We start from the raw sequence: 1,554 nt of genomic DNA on the forward strand, positions 1-1,554 counted from the left end.
GGGTGTGGCTCCCATCCTGATCACGCGGCGCGCCGCACCCGAGCGCGCCGTGGCGCGAGAATGAGAGTCATGGCGGCGTCCCAACGGTCCGAGAGCACCAGAGCGCGGAGGTCGAGGATGTGCTGGCCGGACTCCTCCTTCCAGCGGGCACCTGGGCGCTTCATGCGCATGGCGACGAGAGACTTGCAGGTGGCCTCCACGTTGCCGCTACCAATGGGCAGCCCTTGCGCTCGTGCCTCGGCGTAGTGCATCCGCTCCCCGTGGTTCTCCATGTAGGTGAGCGCCTCGTGCACCGGGCGGCGGTCGCCGAGGACGACGTCCCGCTTGCCGCTGGCGTGCAGCGCACTGACGAGAGTCCATACCGCTCCGGGCGTGTTGAGCAGGGACCATTTCCACTTCTCACGCAGGGCGGAGGCATTCTGCTCCCCTGCCACGACGAGGGCCGCGGCCCCGAGCTTCTCCAGCAGGTGCCAGAAGTCCACCAGACGCACCACCTCCTTGGCCGCGGGAGCGTGGGTGGAGAGCGCCTCGTCTAGCAATGCATGCAGTTCGGGAGCGCCATCGGTGAGGGTGGCGACGCACAGGGAGGGCTGTCTGGAAACCAGCGCCTGGACGTCGCGGGCCAGACGCTCCGCCAGTCCCCGGGCATCGCCATGAGGCATCCGGCCATAGCGCACGGCGCCCAGCGCTTCGCCCTGGGCGTCATGGAGGACGAGGCAGGCGGCGTAGGCCATGTGCCAGACAACGTCCACCGGGCGTTGGGGGGCGCCCTTGCGCGGCCGTCCCACGGGCCGCTTCTTCGGCTCCTCCATGGGCACCGCCACCCGGTCCAGGCTGACGCTCACGCTGTGCGTCCCTTCGGGGGCTTCCAGGGCCTCGGCCAGCGCCGCCTCCACTCGGGGCCGCTGGTGGCTGTACAACGCCCCCACCTCATGGCCCATCCGCTCGAACGAGGCGCGGCAGTAGGGCAGCACGCCCATCTGGCGCGCCGTCGCTTGCGCCTCGCGCGAGGTGCCCCGGGCCAGCAGGTACCCCATGGGCACCGCCGCCTCCGGCAGCCAGCCATCGGCCACACACCCGGCGCGCAGGCTGATGGCGTCCACCGTGCGGCCATTCCTGACACCCACCTCTCGGTAGAGGCTGCGTTCTATTTCGACGGCCCCTTGCCTCGTCTTGTACGCCGCCGTGTACCGGCCAACCCGGGCGTGGAGCTGGCCCGCGAGCCGGAGCCGGGGGGCGTCGACGTCGTAGCCTCGAAGCAACCTCCGCTTCTCATCGCGCTGCAATGTCTCGGCTGCCTCGTCGATGGCGCTCAGCGCACCCACTGGGTCCACCTCCCCGAAGCTGCGCCCCGCCTCTGCCTCTCGCCGCAGCTTCGTTTCCATGGCTTTGAGCAACCGCGCGACTTCCTCCGAAACCTCGAGCGTCACCTTCGGCATCTTGCCACCTCCATCGAGGTAACCCACCAGACGCCTTCCATCGTGCCGATGCGCAGGCTCACGGCCGCTCGATGGCCTGTCAGCTCATCCCTCGCTCAGGATCGGATCCAGACCC

At 69.6% G+C, this 1,554-nt stretch carries 1 protein-coding gene; it reads right to left on the minus strand.

Translation table 11 applies throughout. The annotated features are described in order from the left end of the window. Positions 1-20: 20 nt before the first annotated feature. A complete protein-coding gene (locus D7Y11_RS42565) occupies positions 21-1,439 on the minus strand; it encodes an ISKra4 family transposase (RefSeq protein ID WP_120581723.1) in 1,419 nt (472 codons plus the stop codon). Positions 1,440-1,554: the final 115 nt, after the last annotated feature.

It is taken from the genome of Corallococcus sp. AB018 (assembly GCF_003986945.1).
Lineage (GTDB): Bacteria > Myxococcota > Myxococcia > Myxococcales > Myxococcaceae > Corallococcus > Corallococcus exiguus.

Excerpts from the sequence above, each read along its gene's own strand:
- D7Y11_RS42565 (WP_120581723.1), bottom strand. The coding sequence starts at position 1,439 with ATGCCGAAGGTGACGCTCGAGGTTTCGGAGGAAGTCGCGCGGTTGCTC.